Genomic DNA, 22,184 nt, shown 5'->3' on the forward strand with positions numbered 1-22,184 from the left:
AGGATGTTGCGGTGATAATTGCTGTCCGTTGTCGCCGGGTGCGCCGGCGGGTGGTTCATCATGGCTTTCCGTCTGCATTTTCGTCAGCGTGTCGTTCGTGTGTCGCCGCACCAGATCTCCGCGTATCGCGCCGTCGCGGCGGCCCGCTGGGGGCTCACTGACGAGGAGGCGGCCACGAGCTCGACAGTTCCCCGCTGGCCTGCGTCAACAGTCCGTCCGTGTCATCGTCGCCGCGACAGGAGTCTGATCCGTGACGTCACGGGAGCCCAGGGGCTGACACTTACGGTGCAGCCGGAGGTGGGTGCCTGCGTCGCCGGACTCCTCGTGATTCTCACTCAGCGAGGGCGCCCATGGATGACGGGTGTATTCACGGGTAGTCGGAGTACCCCTGTGCGATATCTGGAAGTACGTCACAGAGTGATAACGAGATCGTGCGTCCGGTGTTTGTTGCGCTACGGTGGCAAGCGCTTGCACGCGCAATGAAGCGAAGAGATGAGCGAGGCTCCCATGAACCAGTCCATTCCCTCCACGTCCCTCCGGCGTCGAAGCGTCCTGTCCCTCGGCGCGACGGCCGGCCTGATCACGGCGACGGCCTCGAGCTGCTCGTTCCTCTCCACCGACCCCAACGCCGAGGGCGGCAGCGGTGGCGGGGGCGACGATGCGATGGAGTCTCCGATGCTCACCGAGAAGGTCGACGCCGGGGAGCTGCCCCCGCTCGAGGAGCGCCTGCCCACCGAACCGCTCGTCGTCGCGGCCGCTGAGCCCGGAACCTTCGGCGGCACCTGGCGCGCACTCACCCTCGGACCGGGCGACTCTGCGTCCCCCGACCGCATCCTCGGGTACGAACCCGGGTTGCGGAAGGACCCCATGCTGACCGAGGTGGGCCCCGGCGTCTTCACCGGTATGGAGATGAACGAGGACGGCACGGAGTACACGCTCACCCTGCGGGAGGGCATGAAGTGGTCCGACGGCGAGCCCTTCACCGCGGACGACATCGTCTTCGCGATCGAGGACGTCTTCGGCAACGAGGAGCTGTTCGCCACCCCGCCCAACTGGATCGCCACCGACGGTGAGAAGGCCACGGCCGAAGCGGTCGACGAGACCACCGTCAAGGTCACCTTCGCCTCTCCCACCGGGCGCTTCGAGGACGAGGTGAACCGCAATATGGAGCTCATCAACTACCCCAAGCACTACGCCCAGGACTTCCTTCCCACCTACAACGACGACCTGGACGCGAAGGTCGAGGAGGCCGGACTGGAGGCGTGGACAGATCTGTGGAACGACCAGATCGCCGATCAGGGATTCTGGAAGAACGCGGACCTGCCCACCATCGACGCCTGGACCGTGACGACCCCGCTCGGGGAGGGCGACTCGGTGGTGTTCGAACGCAACCCCTACTACTGGAAGACGGACGCTGACGGACGCCAGCTGCCCTACATCGACACCCTCAGCTTCGAGGTGGTCACGGACCCCGAAGTGATGACTCTGAAGGTCACCGACGGTGAGGTGGACCTGATGTACCGCCACGCCAACACCTCGGCGAACAAGCCGGTGTACGCCGACAGCGTCGAGGCGGCCGGCACTCGGATCGTCGAGACCACCGCCACCAGCATGAACTCCATGTGCATCGCCCTGAACCTGGCCCATAAGGATCCGGAGAAGGCCGAGCTCTACCAGAACCGGGACTTCCGCATCGGCCTCTCCCATGCGATCGATCGCGAGGAGCTGATCACCGCGGTGTGGCAGCGCCAGGGCGAGCCGTGGCAGTGGGCACCGCACGCCGAATCCGAGTACTACGACGAGGAGTTCGCCAAGCAGTACACCGAGTTCGACGTCGACCTGGCGAACGAGCACCTGGACAAGGCCGGCATCACCGAGAAGGACGGCGACGGCTTCCGCACCATGCCGGGCGGCGGCACGCTGACCATCACCCTGGACGTGCCCTCGGCACTGTTCCCCGAGTGGCCCACCGCAGCCTCGATGATCTCGGACATGTGGCAGGAGGTGGGCATCCGCATGAGCGTGAACACCGTGGACCGCACGCTGTTCTACGACCGGAAGCTGCCCGCCGCCAACGAGATCGACGCCGGGGTCTGGCAGGGCGACGGCGGTCTCGCCGTGGAGTCGATCGACCCGCGCTGGTACATGCCCTTCAGCGATGAATCGGTGTGGGCGACCCCGTGGGGTCAGTACTTCAACAGCGGCGGCAGCGAGGGCCCGGAGCCCATCCCCGCCGCGAAGGAGCAGATCGAGCTCATGTGGCAGTTCGACGACGAGCCGGACCCGGACACGCGGGACGAGCTGTTCCGCCAGGTCCTGGCCATCGCCAAGGAGGAGTTCTGGGGCATCGGCATCGGCACCGCGCCCAACCCGTACTGGGTGGTCAAGAACCGGCTCCACAACGTCCTCGAGGGCGTGCCGGACACCTGGGTGTATCGCACCCCGGGTCACGCCAACCCGGAGACCTGGTTCCTCAGCGAGGATGCCTGATCGCTGATGGGTCGTTACCTCCTGCGCCGGGTGCTCATCATGATCCCGACGCTGTTCGCCATCTCGATCGCCTCGTTCGTCCTCATCCAGCTGCCGCCCGGCGACTACGTGACCACGCTGGTCGCGCAGTACTCCGCGCAGGGCGACCAGCTCGACGCGGCCCGCATCGCCGCGCTCGAAGCGCGCTACGGCGTGGGCGAGCCGATGATCGTGCAGTACTGGAAGTGGATCAGCGGCATCCTCTTCCACCTCGACTTCGGGGAGTCCTTCGCCTGGCAAAAGCCCGTCTCCGAGCTGCTGGCCGATCGGCTGCCGCTGACGATCCTGCTCTCGATCGGGACGCTGCTGTTCATCTGGGCGGTCTCCTTCCCGATCGGGATCTACTCCGCCCTGCGCCAGTACAGCATCGGTGATTACGCGTTCACGCTGATCGGCTTCATCGGCCTGGCCACCCCGAACTTCCTCATCGCGCTGCTGCTGATGTACCTGGGCATGCAGTACTTCGGGACCGGGGCCGGCGGGTTGTTCTCCCCGGAGTGGCGGGACGCGAGCTGGAACCTGGGCAAGCTGCTGGACCTGCTGGGTCACATCTGGGTGCCGCTGGTGGTCTGGGGTACCGCGGGCACCGCCGGCATGATCAGGATCCTGCGCGCGAATCTGCTCGATGAGATCCGCAAGCCCTACGTGACCGCGGCCCGCGCCCGGGGTGTGGCCGAGACGAAGCTGACGGTGAAGTACCCGCTGCGCGTGGCGCTGAACCCGTTCTTCTCCACGATCGGGTGGGTCCTGGCCAGTCTCATCAGTGCCGACGCGATCGTCTCCAAGGTGCTGAACCTGCCGACCATGGGTCCGCTGCTGCTGGACTCGCTGAAATCGCAGGACATGTACCTCGCGGGCTCGATCATCCTGATCAGCGCCACGCTGACCGTGATCGGCACGCTCATCTCCGACCTGTTGCTCGGCTGGCTGGACCCGCGGGTCCGGCTGGGCCGACGATGAGAAAGGGGTCTTCGATGATGACCGAAGCCCAGAAGCTGCAGGATTTCCCCGCGGGGTCGGACCCGCTCGCAGAGACGCCCGAGGACGAGAGTGCCGAGACGTCCACCCGGGAGCGCGGGGACGGCGAGGTCGCCGTCGCCTCCCAGTGGAAGCTGACCTGGTGGTCCTTCAAACGGCACAAGCTCGCCATGGCGGGCGCCGTGGTGACGCTCCTGCTCTACCTGATGGTGATCTTCGCCGGGTTCCTGGCCCCGTACGCGAAGTCGTACTACAGCCCCGAGCACGCCTACGCGCCGCCGCAGGCTCTGCAGGTGGTCGACGCCGAGGGCAACTGGGGCCTGCACGTGCACCCGCAGGTGGCCGAGCAGGACCCCGAGACCCTCCAGCTGACCTGGACCACCGACGAGACGGCCACGACCGAGGTGGGCTTCTTCGTCCGGGGTGATGAGTACACGCTGCTGGGATTCATCACCGCCGATCGGCACCTGTTCGGACCCACCGACCCCACGTCCCAGGAGCCGGTCTACCTCCTGGGCGCGGACAAGAACGGACACGACATCCTCTCCCGCATCATCCACGGGTCGGTCGTCTCCATGACCATCGGGCTCGTGGGCGTGGCGATCTCCCTGATCATCGCCATCATCCTCGGCGGGCTCTCCGGCCTGCTCGGTGGCTTCACGGACACGATCATCCAGCGCGTGATCGAGTTCCTCATGTCGTTGCCGGCCATCCCCCTGTGGATGGCGCTCGCGGCAGCCGTCCCGGCGACCTGGAGCCCGCTGGAGCGGTACTTCGCGATCATCGTGATCCTCTCGCTGATCGGGTGGACCGGTCTCGCCCGCGAGGTGCGCGGCAAGTTCATGTCGGTGCGCGAGGAGGAGTACATCACCGCGGCCCGGATCGACGGGGCCAGCCGCGGACGCCTGATCGGACGCCACATGCTCCCGCAGTTCACCAGCCACATCATCGCCGGGCTGTCGCTGTCGATCCCCGCGATGATCCTGGCCGAGACCTCGCTGTCCTGGCTGGGGTTGGGACTGCAGGCCCCGGTGGTCAGTTGGGGCGTGCTGCTGCAGGAGGCCCAGAACGTCCGTGTCATCACCACCGCCCCCTGGATCATGATCCCCGGCCTGGCCGTGGTGATCGCGGTCCTCGCCCTCAACTTCTTCGGAGATGGACTTCGCGATGCCGCCGACCCTTACAAGAACTGACGACCCCGGTCCCGCCATGGAGACCTCGGCCCCGCCGCTGCTGCGCATCCGCGGGCTGAAGACCCACTTCGAGACCCATGAAGCCGTCGTCAAAGCCGTCGACGGCGTGGACATCGACGTCCCGCGGGGCAGGACGGTCTGCGTCGTGGGCGAGTCCGGCTGCGGGAAGTCCATGACCGCGCGCTCGATCCTGCAGCTCATCGAACGCCCCGGCCGGATCGTCGACGGATCGATCCAGTGGCGTCCTGACGCGGGGTCGGACGAGGTCATCGAGGCGACGGAGCTGGGCCCGAAGGATCCCCGTCTGACCCGGCTCCGCGGCGGGGACATCGGCATGATCTTCCAGGAGCCGCTGGCCTCGCTGTCGCCGATGTACACGGTGGGCGAGCAGCTGTGCGAACCGCTGCGCATCCACCAGGGGCTGTCGAAAGCCCAGGCGCGCGAGCGTGCCATCGAGATGCTCGCCACCGTGGGGATCCCCAAGCCGGAGCAGCGGGTCGACGCCTACCCGTTCCAGCTCTCGGGCGGCATGTGCCAGCGCGTGATGATCGCGATCGCCCTCTCGTGCTCCCCGAAGCTCCTCATCGCGGACGAGCCGACCACGGCACTGGACGTCACCACCCAGGCGCGCATCCTGGATCTCCTGCACGACCTGCAGGCCGAGAACGGCATGTCGATGCTGTTCATCACCCATGACATGGGCGTGGTGGCGGAGATCGCCGACGAGGTCACCGTGATGTACCTCGGTCGCGTCGTCGAGCACGGCACGGTCGAGCAGATCTTCAACGCGCCCAAGCACCCCTACACGCGGGCCCTGCTCGACTCCATCCCCACTGCGCATACCGACGGCCCTCGCAGGACCCTCGCCGCGATCCGCGGCATGATCCCGCACCCGCAGAACCGCCCGGCCGGCTGTCCCTTCAACAATCGCTGCGACCACGCGCTCGAGGGTGTCTGCGATCAGGAGTTCCCGGCGCGGACGAGCTTCGGCGACGACCACTTCACGCACTGCCACCTGTACGACGAGCAGGGCAACGGGATCCACCCGGGAGCCGCCGACGGGCCACGAGCGGCCGACGGAATGGCCGGCGGTGCCACGACCGCCGGCGCCGCCGGCGCCACCTCACTGGGGATGCCCGGCATGCCGGAGCCGCCCCTTTCCACCGCAGCGGCGACCCAGGACGGTGCGGCTGCCGGAGCCGACTCCGGGCAGGCCGGGCTTCGGCCACCGGAGACGACCGGGCAGGCGGGCGAGCCGCAGCAGGAGGAGGCTGCAGACGGCTCGCGCCTGACCGCAGACCGGCTGCCCGTCACAGAGGGCCGGCGAGCAGAGAGCGAGGAGACCGCTCCGATCCTGCGGATCCAGGACCTCACGAAGCACTTCCCTCTGAAGAGGGGTGCCTTCCGACGAGCCACCGGCAGCGTGTACGCGGTCGACGGGGTGTCCCTCGATCTCCGCCCCGGGGAGACCCTGGGACTGGTGGGCGAATCGGGCTGCGGGAAATCCACGCTCGGCCGGACCATCTCCCGGATCCTCGACCCCACCGACGGCAGCATCGAGTACCGGCGCCGGGACGGCTCCGTGGTCGACGTCGCCACGATCAAGGGCGACGAGCTGACCCGGTACCGGCGGGACGTGCGTGTCATCTTCCAGGATCCGTTCTCCTCCCTGAACCCCCGGATGAACCTCGAACAGCTGGTCGGGGAGCCGCTGCTCAACAACAAGATGGCCAAGGGGGCGGAGCTGCGCGATCGGGTCGCCGAGATGCTGAGGACCGTCGGCCTGCGCCCGGAGTACCTCAAGCGCTACCCGCACGCGTTCTCCGGCGGTGAGCGCCAGCGCATCAACATCGCCCGGGCGCTGATCACGAACCCGCGGGTGGTGATCGCCGACGAAGCGGTCTCGGCCCTCGACGTCTCGGTGCGCGCGCAGATCCTCAACCTGCTCAGCGACCTCCAGGAACAGTTCGACCTGACGTACCTGTTCATCAGTCACGACCTCTCGGTCGTCGAGCACATCTCGGACCGGGTCGCGGTGATGTACCTCGGCAGGATCGCCGAGCGCGCCTCGACCCGGGAACTCTACGAGGCGCCCCAGCACCCGTACACCGAGGCATTGCTGCACGCCGTCCCGATCCCGGATCCGGCGATGCGCGGTTCCCATCAGGGGTTCGCCATCGCGGACGACCTGCCGGACCCGGCGAATCCGCCATCGGGCTGCCCCTTCCACACCCGGTGCCCCTACGCCCGTCAGGAGCGCTGCCCGGACGAGCGACCGCCGCTGCGTCCGATCACGGACGGCACCCAGGTGGCGGCCTGCCACTACAGCGAGGAGCTGGCGCTCGCCGGCGTCGAGGAGCGTCGATGAGCTCGCCGCCGAACCGCCCCGGACTCCGCGACGCCGAACCGGATTTCAACGCCTGGTCCTTCTGGCGCCAGGCCGACGACGCGGCACAGCAGGCTCAGCGCGAGCGTCTGGCCGAGCTTGCCGCTGACGGCGCCGAGCTCGGCGAGGGCTGTGTCGTCTCGCAGTGGGCCGCCTGCTTCCCGGAGACCCTGGTTCTCGGGGAGGGGGCCTACCTCGCGGCGTTCAGCTACGTGACCGGAGACGTCCGGATCGGCGCCCACTCGACCGTCAACGCGTACGTGGTGGTGCGCGGCGCTGTCAGCATCGGCGAGGGCGTGCGCATCGGTGCCCACACCTCGCTGCTCGGGTTCGACCACCAGTTCGCGCCCGATCAGCCGGTGCGCAAGCAGCCGCTGGTCAGCCGCGGGATCACCGTGGGGGACGACGTCTACATCGGCTCCCACGTCGCCGTCGTCGACGGGGTGAGCATCGGCGCCCACAGCGTCATCGGGGCCGGCGCCGTGGTCACCAGGGACGTGCCGGAGTGGTCGGTCATGGTCGGCAACCCGGCACGGCGCATCCGCGATCGCCGCGAGACCGGCGGACGGTCCTCCGCGCGCCGTGGGGCCCGGGACCTGAGCGAGTTCGCCGACCGGGCCCGCCAGGAGGCCTCCAGCGTTCTGGCGCGGTGCTGGGATGAGGACCAGCGCGCGTTCACCGACACTCCGGGCGCCGCACCCACCGTGCGCGCCCTGTGCGACGCGGTCGAGATCGCCGAGCTGCTGGAGCCCGCAGCGCTGCGGCAGCTCGACCGCCCGGAGGTGATCCAGCGGCTCACCGCGCGCCAGGACCCGCGCACGGGGCTCATCCCCGAACTCGGCCACGAGCTGGGCGAGCCCACCGCGGCCGACCTCGGCGGGGGAGCGCGGTATCACGTGCTCAGCGCGGGGTACGCCCTCGATCTGCTCGGTGCCCGATTCCCCCATCCGATCGGCATCGTCGACACCCTGCGGGGCCCGGATCTGATCGCCGCCCTCGAGCAGCAGCCCTGGACCGAGCGCGCCTGGGGCGCGGGGGACTGGGTGGACGTGGTCGGCACAGCACTGACGTGGAACCGCGAGTGGTTCGAGCTGCCGGGGGACTTGGAGACGCTCGTCGGGTGGCTGCACCTGACCGTGGACCGCAGCACCGGGGTGTGGGGCCGGCCCCGGGCGTCCGACGGGCTGCGTCAGCCGGTCAACGGCTTCTACCGGCTCAGCCGCGGAACGTTCGCCCAGTTCGGGCTCCCGATCCCGCACCCGGAACGGGTGATCGACACGGTCCTGGCCCACGCACGCGACGACCGCCGGTTCGGGGTGGGCCGCTCCACGGCCTGCGACGTGCTGGACATCGCCCATCCGCTGTGGCTGGCCCGCCAGCAGACCGCCCACCGCGACGAGGAGATCACGGCGTGGGCGGCAGGCCAGGTGCCCCGGCTGGTCGCAGCCTGGCGGCCTGGCGAAGGATTCGGCTTCGCCCAGCGACCCGATGCCCGCGGCACGGCCTGCCCCGGCCTGCAGGGCACCGAGATGTGGCTGGCCATCTCCTGGTACCTCGCCGACCTGCTGGGCGAGGCCGGCTCCCTCGGCTACGAACCCCGCGGCGTGCACCGCCCGTGGCCGCGCTGAGGGTTCCTCAGCGCCCGCCGAGCAGCTTGTCCATCGGGACGAAGTCGGAGAACTCCGCGTCCAGCGCCGGGCCCTGCGTCTCGTCGGCCGCCCCGCTCGTCGCGCTCGTCGCACCCGTCGCGCCCGCCGGATCCGAGGCCGCCTCGCCGGCCGCCTCCTCGATCCCGGAACGCAGCATGGTGGCCAGCTCGGCAGAGGCCCGCCGCACCCGCGCCGCCAGCGGCTGCTCGTCACCGTGGGCGTCGGCGTCCGCCCCGAAGTCGGCCGAGGCCGCGAACACGACCGTCGGCACCACTTCGGCCTTGAGGTAGCCGAACATCGGGCGGATCGCGTAGTCGATCGCCAGGGAGTGCCGCGAGGTCCCCGCGGTCGCTCCCAGCAGCACCGGCTTCGCCTTCCAGATGTCGATGTCGATCGCGTCGAAGAAGGACTTGAACAGCCCCGAGGGGCCGACGTTGAACACGGGGGTCACGGCGATCACCGCATCGGCCGCACGCACCGACTCGATCACCATCGACAACCGCTCACCGGGGAAACGGGTGAGCATGGCGTCGGTGATGTCGTGGGCGTACTCGCGCAGCTCCACGGTGCGCACGTCGACCTCGGCGCCGTCCCGGCCGAGCGCGGAGGCCGCCTCGCGGGAGAGCTGGTCGGCCAGCATGCGGGTCGAACTGGGCGTGGACAGCCCTGCGGACAGGGCGACGAGACGAATGGGACCGGTCATGAGGTGGATCCTCCCTGAAGCATCGAGTAGAGCATGTCAGGCGCCTCGGCGGGCGTCGAACGGCCGCTGGTCCTCGGCGCGCAGGCCGGTCCAGTTGTCACCGGTCTCGAACTTGTAGGTGTCATCGAAACTGCCCCGCTCGGCCTCGGCGGCGGCGACCCGCGCGGCGTGGGTGGGGGCCTCGGGGACGTCGGCCGGCTTGCGGGCCTCGAGCTCCTTGCGCAGCACCGGGACCACCTCCGTGCCCAGCAGCTCGATCTGCTCCAGGACCGTCTTGCGGGGCAGGCCGGCGTGGTCCATGAGGAACATCTGGCGCTGGTAGTCGCCGACGTGGTCGGCCATGGTCAGGTACCGCTCGACGACCTGCTCCGGGGAGCCGACCGTCAGCGGGGTCATGCGGGTGAACTCCTCCATCGAGGGGCCGCCGCCGTAGACGGGGGCGTGGTCGAAGTAGGGGCGGAACTCGTTGACCGCGTCCTGGGAGTTCTTGCGCATGAACGCCTGGCCGCCGAGGCCCACATAGGCCTGACGGGCCGTGCCGTGGCCGTAGTGCTCGTAGCGCTCACGGTAGAGCTGGACCATCTGCTGGGTGTGGCTCATGGGCCAGAAGATGTTGTTGTGCAGGAAGCCGTCGCCGTAGTACGCGGCCTGCTCGGCGATCTGCGGGGAGCGGATCGAGCCGTGCCACACGAACGGGGCCACGCCGTCCAGCGGGCGCGGAGTGGAGGTGAACTGCTGCAGCGGGGTGCGGAACTGGCCCTCCCAGTCCACGACGTCCTCGCTCCACAGCCGGCGCAGCAGATCGTAGTTCTCGATCGCGATCTCGATGCCCTTGCGGATGTCCTGCCCGAACCACGGGTAGACGGGCCCGGTGTTGCCGCGACCCATCACCAGGTCGACCCGGCCGCCGGTGAGGTGCTGCAGCATCGCGTAGTCCTCGGCGATCTTGACCGGATCGTTGGTGGTGATCAGCGTGGTCGCCGTGGAGAGGATGAGCTTTTCGGTCTGGGCTCCGATGTAGGCCAGCGTGGTGGTGGGGGAGGAGGTCACGAACGGCGGGTTGTGGTGCTCGCCGAGGGCGAAGACGTCCAGGCCCACCTGCTCGGCGAGCTTGGCCTCCTCCACCATGAGCTGCAGGCGCTCGTGCTCGGTGGGAACCTTCCCGGTGGTGGGGTCCGGAGTGATGTCGGCGATGGTGAAGATTCCGAACTGCATGACCGCTCCTAGCGCGTCTCGTGGCTCGGGAGGGAACGGTGCGTGGCGGTCCCGGCTCGGCCTCCTGTAGATAGTTCAAGAATAAACTACCTGTGCGGTGCGGGCAAGACCCGTCGGCCGCCTCTGGCAGGATGGTGAGGCATGACACGAGCGAGCACCCGAACCCTGTTGGACGCGACCCGGCTGGCCGGACTGGAGACGACCGACGGAGGCAGGATCCTCGCGAAGGTCTCCAGGCTCGATACCGAAGGCACGGCGTACCGCAGCGCCCTGGTGGAGATCGAGGGTGACCACCTGGTGCCGCTGACGCGCGGCGCCGCCTCGATCGGCGCCGTCGCCGCCGCGAAGGACGGCACCACCTTCTTCACCGCCAAGCGCACCGGGGAGGACGGCAAGGAGGCCGACGACGCCCAGCTGTGGGCCCTGCCCGCTCGCGGCGAGGCCCGCGAGGTCGCAGCGCGCCCCGGCGGCTTCGGCGGACTGAGGATCGCCGGGACGCGGCTGGTCGCCGAGCTCGAGGTGCATTCGCAGGCGTCCGACGAGATCGAGCATGCCCGCCTGGCCGCCGAGCGCGAGGAGGCGAAGGTGACCGCCGCGCTCCACGCCGGCTTCCCCACCCGGTACTGGGACCACGACCTCGGCCCGGCCCGATCGGTGCTCGCCCTCGCCGCGCTGCCGGAGGACCTCGCCTGGGCCGAGGCGACCCGCCCCGCGAGCGCTCAGGACGGTGCACCGGCGGACGGTGCACCCACGGACGGGGCGCCCGCGGGCGGGGCGGCCGAGAAGGACCCCGTCGGCCCGCAGGTGCTGCACTTCCGTCACGTGACCATGCCGCCCGGGCGTCTCGTGGACTGGACCGTGGACCGCGAGGGCACGCGCGCCCTGGTGGCCATGGCCGATTCCCGCGACGATCTGCTGGCCGCCGAGAGCCTGTACCTGCTCGATCTGATCGGCGCCCAGCCACCGCGGCTGCTGCGCGAGCCGACGGCCGAGGCCGAGCACAGCCCGGGCGAGTTCAGCCCCGACGGGACCCGTGCCCTGATCGGACACGGCCGGAACTGGACCCGCGAGACGAGCCTCAGCTCGAGCGTGGAGGTACTGGACCTGGCCGACGGAACGTCCTCGACAGTGTGGCCCGAGCTCGACCACTGGGTCGCCCCGGTATGGCTGGATGAGGCGACCCTGGTCGCCGCGAGCGACGACCACGGCCGCGGCTCCGTGTGGATCGGCGGCCTCGAGGACCCCGCACCGCGGCGGCTGGCGGGCGGGCCCCAGCAGGACCTGGCCTTCTCCTCGATCTCGGTCGCCGGGAGCGCGGTGGTCGCCTCGGCCTCCGGGATCTCCGTCGCCCCGCACCCGGTGCGCATCGACCCGGCCGACGGGACCGTGCAGGAGCTGCCGAATCCCGCCGATCCGATCGAGCAGACCGGCTCGCTGACGGAGCTGGCCGCCACCGCGGAGGACGGCACCGCGCTGCGGGCCTGGCTGCGCCTGCCGGCGGGGGAGGGCCCGCATCCGCTGGTCGTGTTCGCCCACGGCGGCCCGTGGGGCTCGTGGAACGCCTGGACCTACCGCTGGAACCCGGGGCCCTTCGTCGACGCCGGCTACGCCGTGCTGCTGCCCGATCCGGCGATCTCCACCGGCTACGGGCAGGCGATGATCGACCGCGGCCAGCACGAGCTCGGCGGCGCGCCGTTCACCGACATCATGGCCCTGACCGATAGCGCCGTGGCGCGCGAGGACATCGACGCCGAGCGCACCGCGTTCGCCGGTGGCTCCTATGGCGGCTACATGGCCAACTGGGTGGCCGGGCACACCGGGGACCGTTTCCGCTGCATCGTCACCCACGCCTCCCTCTGGGACACCGAATCGATGGGTCACACCACCGACAACGCGAGCTGGGAACGGCCGATGCGGGACCAGAACCGGCGCTACAACCCCAAGGACAGCGTCGGCGAGATCGTGGTGCCGATGCTGGTCATCCACGGCGACAAGGACTACCGGGTGCCGATCGCCCAGGGCCACGCCCTCTGGTACGACCTGCACGAGTTCTCCGCCACCCCGCGCGATGCACAGGGGCGCACCCGCCACCGCTTCCTCTACTTCCCCGACGAGGGGCACTGGATCATGGGCCGCGGCAACGCCGAGGTCTGGTACGAGACCTTCCTCGGCTTCCTCGACCAGCATGTGCGCGGGACGGATTGGGAGGCTCCGGCGACGCTGGGCTGAGGACAGCCCGGGCGCGGCGTGGTCGTCGTAGACATCGCGATGCCGTCCTCGTCGTCGGCCGGGGCGAGGTTCCGCAGGTCGACCTGGACGAACGGCCCCCGTGCGGCCCCGGTTAGCGGCGTCGACCCTCGCCGTCAGCCGTCAGCCGTCAGCCGTCAGCCGTCAGCCGTCAGCCGTCAGCCGTCAGCCGTCAGCCGTCACCAGCTCCACGCGCGGCGTGCCCTGGCCGGTGAGGAGCTTGGAGACGGGGCACCGGGCGTGCGCGGCGTCGGCGATGGTGCGGGCCTCGTCGGCGGCCATGTCCGGGATGCTCACCAGGGCGCGGGGAGCGAATCGGTAGCCGCCGGCCGGATCGCGATGAAGCTCGACCTCGACGCTCACGCTGCTCTGGTGCGGGAGCTCTCGTTCGGCGAGCACCACCCGCAGCGTCTCCCCGAGGCACGTGCTCCAGGCCATCGCGAGGAACTGCTCCGGGGTGAACCCCTGGTGCGGTGTCGACGGTCCGCCGGTGGGCAGCGTGGCCCGGTGGGCGGTGGGGCCGTCATGGACCCGGACCTCGCCCGTTGTGCCGTGGATGTTGTCCGTGCGGGCCGTGTAGAGAGCAGGGTCCTCGGGGTGGGGCGAGGAGGTCGGACCGGAGGAGGCACCTCGATCGTCGGCGGTCATGACGTCAGCGTACGGGCGAGGCCGAGTGCGGGGGAGGGCGGACACCCTGGCACTGCGGCATGCGCCGCATGACGCTCGGTCACACGTCCAGGAGAAGGGGAAGGGCCATGGCGACACCGGATGTTCGACCGGTGGGCGACCTGCCGGACGCGCTGGGCAAGACCGCGCCGCGCGAGCTGCAGGCGGCAGGAATCGACTCGCTCGAGAAGGTCAGCAGGCGCACGGAGGCGGACCTGTTGGCGATCCACGGCGTAGGCCCCAAGTCGATCCGCATCCTGGCCGAGGCATTGAGCGAGAAAGGGCTGACATTCGCTCAGGCCGAGTGACACGGGGACGCGCCGGTCACCCCTCAGCTGACGTCCTCGGCGGGAGCGTCCCACGTGTTGCACACGCTCAGGTCTCCGCCCGCCTCGAAGCCGACCTGGATCCAGTGCGCACGCGACTCGGGGTCGATGGCATCGGGGTCGCCGCCGTCGTTCCAGGTGGCCGGGTCGGCGAGCGCCTCTTGGAGCGAGGAGTCCAGCTGAGCGCTCGAGGGCAGCTGCATCGTCGAGGCCGACCCCAGGCACTCCCGCTGGAGGAAGAACCGTCGGGTCGTCTCAGCCTGCTGATCGGGGTCGTCGGCGAGTTGCTCGTTCAGGGCCGCGTAGTAGAGGCCCACGGAGCTGTTCCACATCAGCGGATTGGTGAACTGGAAGGCGAGATCCCACGTGTATGCCTGCGGGATGTGCTCGGCGTCGCTCAGGGTGGCGCCGGTTCCGGCCCCGATCGGCCAGTACAGCACGCCGTCGAGGTTGCACATCCGGGCGGTGTCCTCCGTGAAGTCCTCCGGGTCGCAGGACATGTCAGAGGGGACGTCGGGCCAGGTGAAGACCTTGATCGTGGGACTGATCCAGGGGAGCCCGCGGTCCGAGCTGGCAGGAGACCACACCTGGTTCAGGCACCCTGAGGCGGCGTCGAGCAGTGACTGCAGCTGCTCGACGTCGTGCTCGACCGGTGTCTCGGGCAGCTCGCACGTGCCGACGTCGGGGAGCGAGCCCTCGGTCAGAGGGTTCTCGATCAGGATCTGCCGGAGGGTCTCGGCGTCCTCGGGCGGAGTGTCGAGCGGACTGATCACCTCGAACTGGGCGTTCTCCGCCGGCACCTCGCTCTCGGTGCTCTCGGTCTCCTCGCTCGGCGTCGCGGAGTCGCTCGCCGTGTCCTCCTCGGTGGCCGGGTCGCTCGTCGGCTCACTGTCGGTCGTGGCCGGGGAGGCGGTGGGTTCCTCACCGCCTCCCCGGGTGAAGGCGTAGAAGGCCACGCCGCCGCCGAGGACGAGGACCAGGACAGCGATGCAGCCGAAGGCCACGGCGATCAGTCCCCAGGGGCGTTTGGGGGAGGGGGACCGGCCGAACTGCGATGGGCCGCCGGGTCCGCCCGGGCCGCCCGGGCCGGCGGGGCCGCCGGGGCCGCCCGGGCCGGCGGGGCCGCCCGGGCCGGCGGGGCCACCCATGCCGGGCTGCGCGGGGGCCGCACCGAAGGACGGAGCCTGTGGCTGCTGGGCGTGGGGCTGGGGCGGCGGGAACCCGCCTCCCTGCTGAGGGCCGCCGTGGTGCCCCCCGTAGTACGGCCCCTGCCCGTTCCCGCCGGTTCCTGCGCTCGACATCCGTTCTTCCCCCTTGGCTGCACAGCGTGCTTGCAGGCGCAGAATATCCGGGCGGGACGCTGCAGGCTCCGGCCGTAGGTTCCGATGCGGTCACAAGTGCCCGGGTCCTCCGGCCGAGGGTCGCAGGAGCCGGCGGGCGTCTAGGGCGCCGGGGCGACGTCCTCGGCCGGAGCATTCCAGGTGTTGCACGCCGAGAGCTCCCCGTCGGACTCGAAGCCCGCCGTCAGCCACCGCACACGGGAGGCGGGCTCGAGGGTCTGCGGCGGATCGCCGGTGCCCCAGTTCGTCTCGTCGAGCAGGTGGTCCCGCAGCTCGGCGGACGGCCGCGCCGCCGAGGGCAGCTGCATGGTCGAGGCCGCCGCCAGGCATCTCATCTGCAGGTTGAAGCGGCGCCACACCTCCGAGCTGAGCGGATCCTCGGGGGAGATCTGTTCCGAGAGCGCCAGGAAGTAGGCGGTGAGCGAGCTGTTCCACGCGACGGAGATCATGATCAGGTACGAGAGGTCCCAGACGTACGCCGAGGGCACGTCCGCAGCGTCATCCCGCGAGGCGCCCAGGCCATGGCCGGCGGGCCAGTAGACCGTCGCATCGAGGCTGCAGACGCGGGGGAAGTCCTCCTCGAAACTGCTCGACTCGCACTCGGAGGCGGGGATGTCCGGCCAGGTGTAGACCTGGACCCTCAGGGGCTCCCACGGCAGGCCCCGGTCCGAGCTGGTGGTGGCCCAGACCTGGTTCAGGCACCCGGCGGCCGCATCGAGAACCGCCGGGAGCTCGGCGGTGTCGTGGTCGACCGGAGTGGCCGGGAGCTCGCAGTCGGCGACGTCGGGCAGGGAACCCTCGGTCAGAGGGCTGGTGGCCATGACGGTCGTGAGCTCCTCCACGTCACCCGGCGGGACGTCGATCGGTGAGACCACCGTGAACTCGGGCTCCTCGGTCTCGGAGCCGCTGGGGGTCTCCGGTGTCTCCTTCGTCGGCTCCGACGGGCTCGACGTGGTCGACGCGGCGGTGGGATCCTCTCCGCCGCGGTTGAGCGCGACGTAGGTGACGCCGCCGCCGAGCACGAGCGCGAGGGCGGTGACGCAGCCCATGGCCACCACCATCACGGCCCACGGCGGGCCGCCGCGCCGGCCGCCCCCAGCCGCGGGGCCCGACGTCCGCTGCTGATACCAGCCGTGCGATCCGCCCTGAGGGGGTCGGTCTCCTGGTCCCGAGTGCGTCATGCCTCTCTCCCCTGCCCCGTCACGTCCTCGCCGTGCGCAGGATATGTGAAGCGATGACGCCGCGGACGGGATGCCGCCGCCCTGGCCGACGGGTCCCGGGCTCCCGCCGGCTGCGACGTCGATCCTCGGGCGCCCTGACGTGCGGCGTCCGGAACCGCCCGTGCGGATGTCTCGACGGGGTCACAGTTCACGCGGAGCCGGTCGCGGCGCGGCCGCTTGACACTGCATCGAACAGGTGTTCGACTTTCGGTATGCGGTGGAGCGGGCAGGAGATCAGCGGCGAGACGACCAGCGGTCAGGAGGACGCTCCGGCTCTCGTCGGCCTCTCCGGGCTCGTGCGCAGCGTCCGCACTCCCGAGTTCCAGGGCGTCACCTTCCACGAGGTGACGGCGAAGTCCGCGCTGAACCGGGTGCCGCCGGCGAGCTCGATGCCCTTCGAGTGGACGGTCAATCCCTATCGCGGCTGCTCGCATGCCTGCGTGTACTGCTTCGCCCGCAGCACGCACCGCTACCTCGACCTCGATGCGGGAGCGGATTTCGACCAGCAGGTGATCGTCAAGGTCAACGTCGCCGACGTGCTGCGCGCCGAGCTCCGCAAGCGCACCTGGAACCGCAGCCACGTCGCGCTCGGCACCAACACCGACCCCTACCAGCGGGCCGAGGGACGCTACGGACTCATGCCCGGGATCATCTCCGCGCTCGCCGACAGCGGCACGCCCCTGTCCGTGCTGACCAAGGGAACCCTGCTGCGGCGAGACCTGCCGCTGCTGTCGGAGGCGGCCGAACGGGTCCCGGTGGACCTGTCCATGTCGATCGCCGTCTTCGACGACGAGCTGCAGAAGGCCATCGAGCCCGGCACGCCCTCGGCCGCCGCGCGCCTGGCGACGGTGCGGGCCGCGGCGGATCGCGGCTTCAGCGTCTCGGTGTTCCTGATGCCGATCATGCCGTGGCTGACCGACTCCGATGCACAGCTCGACGAAGCGCTCGCGCGCATCGCGGAAGCCGGCGCCGCGCGGGTGGTCTACGGCGCGCTGCACCTGCGGCCGGGCGCCAAGGAGTGGTTCCTGGAGTGGATCGAGCGGGAGCACCCCGAACTCGCCACCGGCTATCGGCGCTTCTACCAGCACGCCTCGTATGCGCCCGCGTCGTACCGCAAGAACCTCGCCCGACGGATCGAGCCGCTGCTGCAACGCCACGGTCTGAACTCCCGTGAGGACGAGGACCAGCCGGAGCAGCGGCGGCGTGCCGCGGGTGCGGCGCAGCGGGTGACCGCGGCACCGTCGGCGCTCGACCTCGCGCCGCAGCCCGCGCTCTTCTAGGGGGCTTGCAGAGCCCTCTGCGTCCCCGGCGGATCTCTGCGTCTCCCCCCTCAGCGTCTCCCCCCCCTCAGCGTCTCCCGCAGCGTCTCCCTCTCAGCAGCGGGATCCGTGACCGAGTGGGAATGACCCACGCATACCAACAAGGTCGCGGATCTGGCCGCCGGGTCGGGCTCGCCGGCATCGAGCGGGACAAGGAAATGGCTCCTGACCTGGGTCAGGAGCCATTTTCTATCGGCGGAGGATGGGGGATTCGAACCCCCGAGGGCGTTAACCCAACACGCGTTCCAGGCGTGCGCCATAGGCCGCTAGGCGAATCCTCCAGCGCTCACGAAGAGCAGTGGACAGCGTACCCGAGAGCCCAGGTGGGCGCGAACCGTGCGGGCACAGGTCACATCGGCGCCCGCTCCCGGACCTCACCGGGGCGCGGGCCCGGTGGAGTCCCGCACCCGCAGGGTCGGCTCGACACGGCTGAACGACGCCGTCGTCCGTCCTGCGAGCCGTTCGCGGATCATCTGTGCCGCGAGCCGCCCCATCTCCGCCCGCGGCTGGTTCACGCTGGTCAGGTGCGGTCTGACGGTCAGCGCGACCGCCGAGCTGTCGTAGCCTGCCACGCTCAGGCGCTCCGGCACCGGGACCCGCAGATCGGCGGCGCGATGCAGGACGCGCACTGCGGCGATGTCATTGGCGGCGAAGACGGCCGTGGCTGCCCCCTCCGCGCCGCGGCGAATCGCCCGCAGCAGCAGGTCGATGCCGTCATCCGGGTGGACCGGCCCGATCACCGAGGCGCCCTCGCGCAGGCCATGGCGCTCCATGGCGGTCAGGAAGCCGGTCCGGCGCAGGGCGGGGCCGGGGCGGGCCGACAGGGTCACGTGCGCGATGCGCCGGTGCCCCGACTGCACCAGATGGTGCACGGCAAGGGCAGCGCCGGCCTCGTCGTGATTCAGGACGTGGTCGACCCCGGGCACCTGGTCCTGCATGCGGCCGATCACCACGACCGGCACCACCTGCGCCGCCTGCTCCAGGGCGGCAGGGTCCAGCCACGACGAGACCACGATGACGCCGTCGACCCCGAGGTCCAGCAGGCGCCGCAGCCCCCGTGCGAGATGAGCGGTGTCCCGTCGACCGTGGGCGATCACCACCTCCAGGCCCTCGTGGTCGGTGCGCTCCTCGATCCCGGCGATGACGTCGGTGTGGTACGGGTTCCCGAGATCCGTCGGGAGCACTCCGATCAGGCCCGTGCCGCGGCCACGACGGCCGTAGCGCAGGCTGCGGGCCGCTGCGAGCACCCGCCGCCGGGTCTCCGCGCTGACGCCGGGCCGATCGTTGAGGGCCATCGACGCGGAGGCGGAGGACACCCCGGCGGCGCGGGCGACGGTGGCGAGGGTGGGGCGCGCTGAGGACGTCACCTGCTCGGTCTATCAGCCGAGATTCCGGTCACGACCTGGAGGGCTGAAATCTTTCAGGGCTTGTCCCCGAGCTGTGGCAGTCCCGTCACCTGGTGTTCATGACCCCGGCGTCAGCGCTCCGTAGCGTCGGAGAGGCCCCACCAGAAGACCGGGACGCCACGGTTCTGTGACCCCGAGACCCCGAGCCCCCGAGCCCCCGGGACCCCGGGACCCCGAGCCCCTGAGACCCCGAGACCCCGAGGCCGTGAGGGCCCGAGCCATCCAGACCCCGAGCCGGTGCGACGCCCAGCCGTTGCGAGACCGGACCAGCTTCCCGAGGAGACCCGTGACCACTGCCCCCGAAGCACTCGATGCCCCCGCGGAGGGGGCCCAGGCACTCGCCGCTCCGAGCGCGCTGCTGCTGGATTTCGGCGGAGTGGTCGTGACCACGACGCATCGGGCGCACTGGGCTCGCGAGCTGGCCGGTTGGATCGTGGAGCGCACGCGCTCGCTGGGCTGCGACCTCGACCCCGAAGGCGTCGAGCAGTCGCTTCGCGCGGGCCGACGGGCGCTGTCGCTGTGGAAGGACGCCGCCTCCCGCCGACTGGAACCGCGGGAGCTGACCAGCTCCGAGATCGTCGGGGACTTCCTGCTGGCCGACCTTCCCGCACCGATCCGGGCTGCGATGCGGCTCGAGGCCGGCGAGCTGCTGGAGCGGATGGCCGGCCTGGTCGCCGATCACCGCGTGCGCGAGGGCATTCCCGCGCTGCTGGAGACCGCGCGATGTGGCGGGGTGCGCCTGGGCATCGTCTCGAACGCCCACTCCGGGCGGGCCCACCGCCGCATCCTCGATCAGCTCGGCCTGTCCGACGCCTTCGGCGTGCAGGTCTATTCCGACGAAGTCGGCATCCGCAAACCGCACCCCGGGATGATCCGGCGAGCCGCGGAGGCCCTCGGTGTCGACCCCGGATCGGCCTGGTACGTCGGCGACACCTTGGATCGCGATGTCGCCGCGGGGCGCCGCGCCGGCGTCGGCGCCGTGATGATCACGCGGGATCGCAGGACCGACACCCCGCCCTTCCCCGTCCTCGACGTCCCCGACCTCGTGGTCGAGGAGCCGAGCGGACTGATCGCCCCGCTGCGCACCGCACTGGGCACGGGTCGCGCCTCCACCCCGATCGACGGCGCACCGGCGCCGGCCGGACCGCCGCCGCCCGCACCACGCCGCCGTCCGGCGCTGCTGCTCGACCACGGCGGGGTCATCACCTCCTCCACGCCGAATCCGGAGCGCTTCTCCGGCGTCGGCTCACGCATCGTCGAGCTGGCCCGGGGAGCCGGGTGCCACCTCGAGCTGCAGACCGTCCTCGATGCCCTCGAGACCGGTTGGGAGCGCCACCGTGCCCACAAGCGTCGCCGGGACAGCTCGCCGGATCCAGCACACCGTCACGAGGAGATCGACCCGGCCGAGCTCTGGGCAGACCTCATCGGGCAGGACCTCCCCGAACAGCTGCGCCCCCTCCTGCGCCTGGAGGCCGCCGAGCTGTCCCTCGCGCTGCACCGCGCCAAGTCGCATCCGGCACCGCGTCCCGGCGCGCTCACGCTGATCGAGTGGTGCCGACAGCGAGGAATCATCGTCGGCATCGTCTCGAACACCATCTCGGGCCGCGGCGTCCGCGAGATCCTCGAGGACTACGGGATCTCCGCCCACATCGGTCCGGCCGCCTACTCCGACGAGATCGGCGTGCGCAAGCCCGCCCGGGCGATCTTCGAAGCCGCCCTCGAAGCCCTCCCGAGCGACCGCGCCGACGTGGTCTATGTCGGCGACAAAGCACTCAACGACGGGCGCGGCGGCCGAGACGCCGGGATCGGCACCGTCTGCCTGCTCCGCGGCGGCAAGGACTCCGACGCGACGCTGGAAGCCGCCCTCGCCGAGGGGCTCGCCGATCACGTCCTCGACTCGCCGGACCAGGTGATCGAGGTGCTCGCCGCACTCGCCCCGGACCGTCCCTGACCCCGGCCCGCGCCTGCTCCACCGACCCGACCCGACCCGTCCGTTCGCCCCGCACGCATCGACAGGAGTTCTCATGACCACCCAGACGCCCTCACCGCTGCCGGAACCCGACCAGGATCAGCGCCGCGGCACCCTGCGCGGCGCCGTCGACGGCATCCGCTCGGCCCACCTGACCACTTCGCAGAAGCTCATGATTTTCGTCCTGTCGATGTCCCTGTTCGGGCTGTCGAACATCCTGCTCGAGATCATCCCCGACATCACGATCGGACCCATCGACCTGTCGATCTCGAACATGATGTTCATCCCCGTCGCGATGGCCGGGCTGCTGTCCCCGTTCTGGGCCGCGCTCGGTGCCCCGCTCGGCGAGATCGTGTTCACCGACCTGCTCATGGGCGACTTCTCCGGCCTCGCCGAGGTCGAGGGATACGTGCAGATGTTCCTCGCGATCTACATCGGAGGCTCGCTCGTCCGCAATCCGCGCAGCCGCGCACAGGTCGGCGTCAGCGCCGTCTGCATCATCCTCATCGACAAGGTGCTCTCCGCCGTCGTGGACATGGCCAAGGTGTGGATCGGGGTCGAGGACGCCGAGTACGTCACCGGGCTGCCGCAGTCGATCATCGCCGTCGAGACCGTCGGTCTGGTCACCGACGTGGTGATCAGCGGCATCCTGTTCGGGGCGATCCCCGCCATGTGGCTGGTGCCCGCCCTGTACGGGAAGATCGAACCGCTCATGGGACTGCGGCCCCGTGTGCCCGGCGAGCCCATCCCCGGGGACGCCCCGCGCGGCCCGCTGTTCGTCGGCGCGGTGGTGCTGCTGAGCATCGCCTCCTTCGGCTTCGCGTTCCTCGAGGCGTTCGACCTCAGCGCCGGTGCCTGGGAACCGGACTTCCTGGACCGCTTCGGCAACGGGTTCCTCTGGGTCTCGGTGGCCGCGATCGTGGTCGTGATGGCGGTCTCCGTGCTGCTGTTCCGCCGCTCGGGCACACCCGCGCACACCGGCGCTCCCGGGCCCACCGGCACCGAGAACTGATCCGGATCCGAGACCAGGAGCTCCCT

Annotated in this window: 16 protein-coding genes and 1 tRNA gene; 10 read left to right on the top strand and 7 right to left on the bottom strand. The window is 70.4% G+C overall.

What is annotated here, in order from left to right; genetic code table 11:
• Positions 1-492: 492 nt before the first annotated feature.
• The 5 genes from ACFQS2_RS10490 to ACFQS2_RS10510 are packed head-to-tail and all read left to right on the top strand — an operon-like array spanning position 493 to position 8,714.
• Positions 493-2,490 carry an ABC transporter substrate-binding protein gene (locus ACFQS2_RS10490; protein ID WP_377793715.1) on the top strand — a complete coding sequence of 666 codons (1,998 nt, stop codon included), beginning with the start codon at positions 493-495 and terminating at the stop codon, positions 2,488-2,490.
• A gap of 6 nt (positions 2,491-2,496) precedes the next feature.
• Complete coding sequence (locus ACFQS2_RS10495) at positions 2,497-3,489, top strand: ABC transporter permease (protein ID WP_377793716.1); 993 nt, start codon at positions 2,497-2,499, stop codon at positions 3,487-3,489.
• 14 nt (positions 3,490-3,503) lie between these two features.
• A complete protein-coding gene (locus ACFQS2_RS10500) occupies positions 3,504-4,700 on the top strand; it encodes an ABC transporter permease (protein ID WP_377793718.1) in 1,197 nt (398 codons plus the stop codon).
• The gene (locus ACFQS2_RS10505) at positions 4,675-7,068 is read left to right on the top strand and encodes a dipeptide ABC transporter ATP-binding protein (RefSeq protein ID WP_377793719.1); all 2,394 of its coding nucleotides are present in this window, start codon (positions 4,675-4,677) and stop codon (positions 7,066-7,068) included. Before ACFQS2_RS10500 ends, ACFQS2_RS10505 begins: the two co-directional genes overlap by 26 nt.
• Positions 7,065-8,714, top strand: a complete 1,650-nt coding sequence (locus ACFQS2_RS10510; RefSeq protein ID WP_377793721.1) for an acyltransferase — start codon at positions 7,065-7,067, stop codon at positions 8,712-8,714. Before ACFQS2_RS10505 ends, ACFQS2_RS10510 begins: the two co-directional genes overlap by 4 nt.
• 7 nt (positions 8,715-8,721) lie before the next feature.
• Here the strand turns inward: ACFQS2_RS10510 and ACFQS2_RS10515 are convergent, their stop codons facing one another.
• Both ACFQS2_RS10515 and ACFQS2_RS10520 read right to left on the bottom strand, forming a co-directional pair.
• The gene (locus ACFQS2_RS10515) at positions 8,722-9,438 is read right to left on the bottom strand and encodes a CE1759 family FMN reductase (protein ID WP_377793723.1); all 717 of its coding nucleotides are present in this window, start codon (positions 9,436-9,438) and stop codon (positions 8,722-8,724) included.
• 36 nt (positions 9,439-9,474) lie between these two features.
• Positions 9,475-10,653, bottom strand: coding sequence for an LLM class flavin-dependent oxidoreductase (locus tag ACFQS2_RS10520; RefSeq protein WP_377793724.1), 1,179 nt, complete (start codon positions 10,651-10,653; stop codon positions 9,475-9,477).
• Between the two features lie 141 nt (positions 10,654-10,794).
• On the opposite strand from ACFQS2_RS10520, the gene ACFQS2_RS10525 reads away from it, so the two are divergent.
• Positions 10,795-12,882, top strand: a complete 2,088-nt coding sequence (locus tag ACFQS2_RS10525) for an alpha/beta fold hydrolase (protein ID WP_377793726.1) — start codon at positions 10,795-10,797, stop codon at positions 12,880-12,882.
• Positions 12,883-13,065: 183 nt separating this feature from the next.
• On the opposite strand, the gene ACFQS2_RS10530 is transcribed toward ACFQS2_RS10525, so the two are convergent.
• On the bottom strand, positions 13,066-13,548 hold the full coding sequence (locus ACFQS2_RS10530; RefSeq protein ID WP_377793727.1) for an OsmC family protein: 483 nt from the start codon (positions 13,546-13,548) through the stop codon (positions 13,066-13,068).
• Between the two features lie 107 nt (positions 13,549-13,655).
• Between ACFQS2_RS10530 and ACFQS2_RS10535 the strand changes: the two genes are divergently transcribed.
• The gene (locus ACFQS2_RS10535; protein WP_377793729.1) at positions 13,656-13,874 is read left to right on the top strand and encodes a hypothetical protein; all 219 of its coding nucleotides are present in this window, start codon (positions 13,656-13,658) and stop codon (positions 13,872-13,874) included.
• Between the two features lie 23 nt (positions 13,875-13,897).
• Here the strand turns inward: ACFQS2_RS10535 and ACFQS2_RS10540 are convergent, their stop codons facing one another.
• A complete protein-coding gene (locus ACFQS2_RS10540) occupies positions 13,898-15,193 on the bottom strand; it encodes a hypothetical protein (protein WP_377793730.1) in 1,296 nt (431 codons plus the stop codon).
• Positions 15,194-15,333: 140 nt separating this feature from the next.
• The gene (locus ACFQS2_RS10545) at positions 15,334-16,281 is read right to left on the bottom strand and encodes a hypothetical protein (RefSeq protein WP_377793731.1); all 948 of its coding nucleotides are present in this window, start codon (positions 16,279-16,281) and stop codon (positions 15,334-15,336) included.
• A gap of 383 nt (positions 16,282-16,664) precedes the next feature.
• Here ACFQS2_RS10545 and ACFQS2_RS10550 point away from each other — a divergent pair, with 383 nt between their 5' ends.
• Entirely contained in the window at positions 16,665-17,732 is a 1,068-nt protein-coding gene (locus ACFQS2_RS10550; protein ID WP_377793733.1) for an Rv2578c family radical SAM protein, read from the top strand.
• 235 nt (positions 17,733-17,967) lie between these two features.
• On the opposite strand, the gene ACFQS2_RS10555 is transcribed toward ACFQS2_RS10550, so the two are convergent.
• Positions 17,968-18,052 (bottom strand) — tRNA-Ser (locus tag ACFQS2_RS10555).
• Between the two features lie 93 nt (positions 18,053-18,145).
• Entirely contained in the window at positions 18,146-19,138 is a 993-nt protein-coding gene (locus ACFQS2_RS10560) for a LacI family DNA-binding transcriptional regulator (RefSeq protein ID WP_377793734.1), read from the bottom strand.
• A gap of 325 nt (positions 19,139-19,463) precedes the next feature.
• Between ACFQS2_RS10560 and ACFQS2_RS10565 the strand changes: the two genes are divergently transcribed.
• Positions 19,464-21,128, top strand: coding sequence for an HAD family hydrolase (locus tag ACFQS2_RS10565; RefSeq protein ID WP_377793735.1), 1,665 nt, complete (start codon positions 19,464-19,466; stop codon positions 21,126-21,128).
• Between the two features lie 73 nt (positions 21,129-21,201).
• On the top strand, positions 21,202-22,158 hold the full coding sequence (locus ACFQS2_RS10570; protein ID WP_377793736.1) for a cell division protein FtsQ: 957 nt from the start codon (positions 21,202-21,204) through the stop codon (positions 22,156-22,158).
• The last annotated feature ends 26 nt before the right edge of the window (positions 22,159-22,184 follow it).

The organism is Brachybacterium sp. GCM10030267, from assembly GCF_042666875.1.
Lineage (GTDB): Bacteria > Actinomycetota > Actinomycetes > Actinomycetales > Dermabacteraceae > Brachybacterium.